Raw genomic sequence first — 6,364 nt, forward strand, 5'->3', positions numbered from 1 at the left:
GCACTCCACTTCTTCTCGCCGGGCGACGGTGGACTGATCGTGGGCGCGAATCCTCCCGGGAACTCGCCCACGACCAGCCGCCGCGCCGTTGCGCTGACGGCGCCGACCGGGGGGGGGCGCCGCCCCCCCCCCCCCCGCCCGCCCGCCCCCCCCCCCCCCCCCCCCCCCCCCCCCCCCCCCCCCCCACGGCCACCAGGCTCGGGACCGTCAGCTCGTGGCGGACGGCCCCGGGCAGTTCAGGAACTCAGATCCGGGAAGATGGTGCGCCAGCTGTCGGGCACCGCCTGCCCGGTCGCCTTCATGAAGGTCACCAGGTTCTGGGCGGCCGTCGGGTCGATGGCCGGGGCCGTCGAGATGGACTTGCCGGCCCGCTGCGCGGTGAGGCCCTCGAGAATCGCCGTCTTGGGGCTGGTCTTGAAGTAGGTCGACCAGACGTAGTCGTCGGACTCGGTCGGTTGGTCGTAGACGTACTTCTGGCCCTCGGCCAGCGCCGCCTTGAAGTCGTTGAGCAGCGCCGTGTTCTTCGCATAGAACTGGGGCGTCACCACGAGGACCGAGGTCAACGTGTTCTTCAGCTGCGGCACCTCTCCGCCCGTGACGCTGATCAGGATCTTCGCGTAGCCGTCCGACTCCGCCACCTGCGGATACGGAGAACCGATGCTGCCGGCGACCACCTTGTGGCTCTTCAGCGCGGCGAGGATGCCGTCACCGGAGCCGAGCGTCACCATGTTGAAGTCGCTCTCCGGCAGGCCGGCCAGCTTGAACAGGTAGCGCATCTCGAAGACGGTCGAACCACTCGGGCTGCTCACGCCGAACGGCTTGCCCGCCAGGAACTGCATTTTCTGCTGAAACGTGGAGGCGTCGGTCAGGCCGCTGGACTTGTAGGCGTCGGTCGAGATGATCACCGACTCGGGGAACCCGCTGCCGATCTGGGCGAAGACCTTGAACTGCTGGCCCTGGTTCAGTGCCGTCAGCGGCAGCACCCCGGAGGCGAGCGCCATGTCGGCGCTACCGCCCAGGGTCGTCTGCAGGGCGGCGCCGTTGTTGACCGAGATGAACTTGACCTGGATGTTGTGGGCCTTGAAGTAGCCCTGCCCGATGGCGTCCAGCAGCCCGGAGTTCAGGGTGGAGGTGAAGGGCTGCGCGATACGGACCGTGCGTATCCCGGAGCTGCTGGCCTGAACGGTCTTGCCGCCGCCCGAACACGCCGTCACCACCCCGGTGACCAGCAGCGCCCCCAGCGCGACGAGTCGCAGCCCCCGCCTTGCTCCGGCCGCCCGTCTGTCCGACGAACCGGTGCGTAAGTTGATCAATGTCGTGCTCCTTCACCCTGCCAGAGCGCTACTCGGCTCTGGACGACTCCAAGAAGTGCGTCGATGACGGACGCCACCACCGTGATCGTCAGGACCGCGACCAGGACCCCGGCCGAGTCATAACGCTGGCCGGCGTCGAGGGCCGCGTGCCCGAGTCCCTTGCCCGATGCCACGAACTCACCCACGACCGCGCCGATCAGCGCGATCGGGAAGGCGATGCGCAGACTCGTCAACAACCAGGTGGTCGCCGCGGGGAGATAAAGCCCGGCGACGATCTGGCGCTGGTTCGCGCCCATCAGCCTGAACTGATCGAGCAGGTTCGTGTCGATTCGCCTGGTCGCGTTCCAGACGTTATAGAAAACTATCCACACGCACGAGAGCGCCGCGATGAAAACCTTCATCGTAAGGTCGATCCCGAACCAGACGACAATGAGGGGCGACAGCATGATCTTCGGCATCGAGTAGAGCATGTTCGCGAACGGTGAGATCGTCCGCGCGACCGACTCGTAAAGCCCGAAGAGGATTCCCAGAATACATCCTACGACGCTTCCGATGACGAAGCCAATCGTCGTCTCCTCCAGCGTCACACCGAGGTTGGACAGCAGCGAGCCGTCACTCAGCCAGTCACCGAAACGTCGCACCACCTGGTCCGGACGGGAGATGATGAAGTCGGGGAATATCCGGCCACTGGCATAGAACCAGAGGCCGATCATCACCGCGATGATCGCCAGCCGGATGGCCAGCCGGCGCAGGAAGGACACAAAACGGGTCCGGCGGGCGCTGCCGGTCGGGACGACGGCCGGCGGAGCGGTCTCGGGAACGCCCGGATCGGGGCCGGTCGAGCCGGGCGCCATCGCGTCGGCGGTACCGGCGTTTGCCAGGGCTTGTGGCGTCATGCGTTTCTCCCGGTTGCCTGCTGGGCCGAGGCACACGCGGGGTCCGGGCCAGCCTCGTCCATGAGGTCCGGCCCCGGCGGGACATCGCTGCTCAGGGCACGGCCGTCGTCGGACAGGTTTCCTGCGATCGTTTTCCAGAGGCTTATCTCGTGGGCCGCGTAGGCCGGGGACTGACGCAGCTCCAGGGGCGAGACCTCACGTGGGAGGTCGTCGAGGTAGCTGATCTGCCCGACCCGCCCAGGCGCGCCGGCCATGGCCACGACCTGGTCGCCGAGGGCAAGCGCCTCGGTGAGGTCGTGGGTGACGAAGATGGTCGTGAGGTCCGTCCCGGCGATCCTGGATTTCAGGAACTCCTGCATCCGGACCCGCAGGACCGCGTCGAGCGCGCCGAACGGCTCGTCCATCAGCAGCAGCGTCGGGTCGGTGACCAGCGTGCGAGCGAGCTGCACCCGCTGGCGCATACCACCGGAAAGCTCGCGGGGATAGCGGTTGAGCCAGTCCTTGAGGCCGACGCTCTCGGCCATCGCCTCGGACTTCTCGCGCCGCTCCTGCCGCGAGACACCCTTGATCTTGAGCGGGAGCGCGATGTTGCCCAGCACGGTCTTCCAGGGCAGCAAGGTCTCGCGCTGGGTGACATAGCCGATGCCGGGATGAAGCTTGTTCCATTCCTTACCGAGATACCGGAACTCACCATTGGAGATCTTCAGAAGGCCCGAGCACACGTGCAGGATGGTCGACTTGCCGCACCCGCTCGGCCCGACGACACAGATGAAGCTGCCCTTGGGGACCGTGAGGTCGATTCCGACGACTGCGGGACGAGTCACGTTCTTGCCCGCATAGGTTACCGAGACGTCCCTGAACTCCACTACCGGCGCACCGTCGATGCTCTGGGTCGTGCTCGCGCCTAACGCCGAGGCACCTTCCAAATCTCAGCCCTCCTAAAGCCAGCCCGCGCCCGCCGGGTAATCCGGGGTAGGCGTTTTCCACGTCAGGTGCTGCCGCGCGGTAAGCGCGTTCTGCCGTCCCGCCGCTGCACGGGGGACCGGCCGTGGACGACGTATCGATGCGCGGGTGGATCGACGCCCGTCACCGAGATCGCTCGGGACGCTGCGGGGTTCCCTGTTGCCCTGCCTGCCCTCGGCTCCCGGCGTCCATCCGGCCGGGCCTCCCGTCGGCAGGTGTATACAGATTACTGGCGCCTCCTTCGAAGTCAAGGCCCCGAAATTAGATTGCCCCTAAGCAACGGACAGGGTCGCTACCTCGGCAAAGAGGCACGGACCGGCGCGCGACAGTCAGCGACGCGGCGACCGGATCCCACCGAGCGGAGTGTCACGAGCACGATCAGTAGTCATAGATGAGTCTTCAGAACCCCGCCGAGCCGCCGGACGTGGGAGGAGCTCAAGCGCCGGTGGCACCGCAGCGGGCTCGCCGACCGCCGACCTCACCACGAAACGGATCAAGCGACGACCCGCCCTCGGAGGCCTCGTCAACGAGTACGAGCGAGCGCCAGCAGGCCTCGGCGCGAGCGTCGGCTGCCACACGAAGTGGTCGACGCTGGGCGAGTCACGCCCCCCGGGGCGACGATCCTGTCGATGGGGTCAACCGAAGCGGCCCCGAACTGGACGTCCGCGGCGAGCACGTCGTCCAAGTGCCGGGCGGAGTTCTCCGAAGACACCGGACAGCCAGGCCCGCGGTCACCGAATCCGTCGCGGTGCGGCCGAGGCGGTGCCGGTCGACGCGTCCGCGAGCCTCTCGAGCGCCGGCAGGCACTCCTCGAGTTGCACCACCAGCTGCGGGGTGAGCTGGGACACGAGCCGGGCGACCGAGTCCGCCCGATCTTTCTTCAGCCGTTCCTGGAGCTCGCACCCACGGTCGGTGGGCGCGACCGTGACGGCCCGCAGGTCACCCTGGGCCGCGCCGCGGACCACCAGGCCCATGTCGACCAGCTTGCCGAGCACCCGCGACAGCATCGTCGGGTTGATGCCCTCGGCGGCGACGATGGCGGCCACGCCGACAGACCCACGCGCGACGACCAGGCCGAGGACGGAGGCCTGGGTCGGCGTCAGGCCCTCAGCTTGTCGTTTAACCTTCGGCGTCGCGCTGCGTGATAGGTGCAGGTGGCATGGCGTGGTCTCGCGTGTCGCCCTGACGCGCAACGACCTCCTGGCGATCATGGCTTCTCGCCAAAGGAACCAGTGATCACCAGAAGGTCGCGGAGGCAAGCTTGCCGCATGAGGCAGCACAGGTCGAGCACCTTGCCGTGTTATCGGCGTTTCGCCGGGAGTTCCACGCCTGCCTGACCAGCAGGCCCGACGCGCTGTTCGAGCTGACCGAGGCGGTGCTGTGCGCGGACGGGCCGGTACGAAGCCTGGTCGGTCTGTCACTGGCGCCGGAGCACCGCCGCGGGCACGGCGCGCTCTACGACGCGGTCAACCAGGGAACGGTGCAGGTCGCCCGGCTGCGCCGAGCCCTTGTCGGGCTGCCCCTACCCCGAACGGCGGACGGGCGCCTGGTGCTCGGGGTGGACGTCAGCCCGTGGCTGCGTCCCGACGCGGCGACCAGCCCGGACCGGCTGTTCTGCCACACCTACGGCCGTGGGAAGGGCAACGCCCAGATGATCCCCGGCTGGCCCTACTCGTTCGTCGCCGCGCTGGAACCGGGCCGCTCGTCCTGGACCGCGCCGCTCGACGCAATCCGGCTCGGCCCGGACGACGACGCGACCGAGGTGACCGCCCGCCAACTGCGCGACCTGGTCGGCCTGCTGATCGACGCCGGCCAGTGGACACCCACCGACCTGGACGTCCTGATCGTCTGCGACTCCGACTACGACGTCACCCGGCTGGCCTTCCTACTGGCCGATCTACCCGTCGAGCTGTGCGGGCGGCTGCGCTGCGACCGGGTCTTCCGCCTGCCCGTGCCACCCCGCCCACCCCGGGTCGACGGACGACCGCCCCGTCACGGCCCCGAGTTCCGTCTCGCAGACCCCGCCAGCTGGCCCGAACCCGCGGTCACGACCAGCACGGACACCACCCGCTACGGACAGACGGTCGCCACCGCCTGGGACCGGCCGCACCCACGGCTGACCCGCCGCGCTGCCTGGACCAGCCATCTCGGCGAACTCCCGATCCTCGAGGGAACCCTCATCCGCCTCGTCGTCGAACGGCTGCCCGGCGACCGCAACCCGAAGCCACTCTGGCTGTGGTGTTCGACCACCGGCGCCACCGCGACCCAGGTCGACCGCTTCTGGCACGCATTCCTACGCCGATTCGATCTCGAGCACACCTTCCGCATGTTCAAACAGACCCTCGGCTGGACGACACCACGGCTACGCAGCCCGGCCGCCGCGGACCGCTGGACCTGGCTGATCCTCGCGGCCTACACCCAGCTCCGCCTCGCCCGCCCCCTAGCCATCGACCTGCGCCACCCCTGGGAACGACCCGCCCGCCCCGGCCGACTAACCCCAGCCCGTGTCCGACGCGGGTTCCGCAACCTCCGCCCGAAAACCTCCCAGCCAGCCAGCGCACCGAAACCGAGCCGCCCCGGACCCGGCCGCCCAACTGGCAGCACCAACCGACGACCCGCCACCACCCAACCCGTCGGCAAGATCAAGGACAGGTCAACCCAGACACAGCCTCAGCGGCAGGCAAGTTAAACGACAAGCTCAGGTGTGCGAGCCGCCGTCAGGCGGTACGACGATGTCGTGCCTGGATGCGCGACGTCGACGCAAACGTGGCAGTCCTGACCGTCTCGCTTGCCAACGCGCGTGCGTTGTTTCACCAGCCGTCGGCGTCGCGGGCGGCCTCGACAGGGTCGCGCAGCCAGTTGACCGGCTTCGTGTCATCCCGCCGTAGGGCTCCGGAGCAGCGAAGAGGCCGACCGCGTCCACGCGCTGGCCGGCTCGTTTACGCGGCACCTTCCCGCTACTGCGCTCGTGTACCCGGGCCTGGTCGATGCCGGAGCGATCCGCCTAGAACAGCTTCTCGTTTCCGCCGTGATGCGGTACTTTCGTTCAGCTCTGTGACGGCCGATGATCCCTTCCCCCGTGGGATCACCGGCCGTTGGCCTGTCGGGCCGCGACGGGACTATCTCGGTAACGGTGTTTCCGGCTGATTTGATCTAGTAGGTCTCGGCGGACGGCCAGCGGTCACTGAACGT

Annotated in this window: 5 protein-coding genes; 1 reads left to right on the forward strand and 4 read right to left on the reverse strand. The window is 68.3% G+C overall.

Going from position 1 to position 6,364, the window contains the following annotated elements; translation table 11 throughout:
* Nucleotides 1–236: 236 nt before the first annotated feature.
* The 4 genes from I6A60_RS33590 to I6A60_RS33605 form a co-directional block, all read right to left on the reverse strand.
* On the reverse strand, nucleotides 237–1,313 hold the full coding sequence (locus I6A60_RS33590; RefSeq protein WP_203011826.1) for an ABC transporter substrate-binding protein: 1,077 nt from the start codon (nucleotides 1,311–1,313) through the stop codon (nucleotides 237–239).
* Entirely contained in the window at nucleotides 1,310–2,245 is a 936-nt protein-coding gene (locus I6A60_RS33595; protein WP_203055784.1) for an ABC transporter permease, read from the reverse strand. Before I6A60_RS33595 ends, I6A60_RS33590 begins: the two co-directional genes overlap by 4 nt.
* Nucleotides 2,206–3,075, reverse strand: a complete 870-nt coding sequence (locus I6A60_RS33600) for an ABC transporter ATP-binding protein (protein WP_203011824.1) — start codon at nucleotides 3,073–3,075, stop codon at nucleotides 2,206–2,208. Before I6A60_RS33600 ends, I6A60_RS33595 begins: the two co-directional genes overlap by 40 nt.
* Before the next feature lie 828 nt (nucleotides 3,076–3,903).
* Nucleotides 3,904–4,383 (reverse strand): MarR family winged helix-turn-helix transcriptional regulator, encoded by a 480-nt coding sequence (locus I6A60_RS33605; RefSeq protein WP_203011823.1) that lies wholly within the window; start codon nucleotides 4,381–4,383, stop codon nucleotides 3,904–3,906.
* 50 nt (nucleotides 4,384–4,433) lie between these two features.
* Here I6A60_RS33605 and I6A60_RS33610 point away from each other — a divergent pair, with 50 nt between their 5' ends.
* A complete protein-coding gene (locus I6A60_RS33610) occupies nucleotides 4,434–5,861 on the forward strand; it encodes an NF041680 family putative transposase (protein WP_203011821.1) in 1,428 nt (475 codons plus the stop codon).
* Nucleotides 5,862–6,364 lie beyond the last annotated feature (503 nt).

The sequence above is a fragment of the Frankia sp. AgB1.9 genome (assembly GCF_016786355.1).
Taxonomy (GTDB): Bacteria; Actinomycetota; Actinomycetes; order Frankiales; family Frankiaceae; genus Pseudofrankia.